General features: G+C 74.3%; 1 protein-coding gene. It reads right to left on the reverse strand.

All coding sequences use genetic code 11. The annotated features are described in order from the left end of the window. On the reverse strand, positions 1-371 hold a 371-nt coding region (locus AOK23_RS49655; RefSeq protein ID WP_240496356.1), incomplete at its 3' end, for an FAD-binding oxidoreductase. Between the last annotated feature and the right edge of the window lie 2 nt (positions 372-373).

Raw genomic sequence — 373 nt, forward strand, 5'->3', positions numbered from 1 at the left:
CAGCTGGAGGGGTCCGGCGGGTAGGCGAGCCCGTGTTCGGCGACGGCGCGGGAGAGGGCGGCGTTGACGACGCCCGGCTCGACGACCGCGATCCGGTCCACGGGGTTGACCTCGAGGATCCGGTCCATCTTGGTGAGGGACAGCACGACGCAGCCCTCGGAGGCGTTGGCCCCGCCCGACAGTCCCGTACGGGCGCCCTGCGGGACCACCGGGACGCGCAGCTCGGTGGCGGTGCGCATCACGTGCTGCACCTGCTCGACCGTCCGCGGCAGCACCACGACCGCGGGGGCGCCGGCCTCGCAGAAGCTCGCCATGTCGTTCGCGTACGACGCCGTGACGTCCGGGTCGGTGAGCACGGCCTCCGGCGGCAGGC

Origin of the sequence: Streptomyces torulosus (genome assembly GCF_001419765.1) — a bacterium.
Lineage (GTDB): Bacteria > Actinomycetota > Actinomycetes > Streptomycetales > Streptomycetaceae > Streptomyces > Streptomyces torulosus.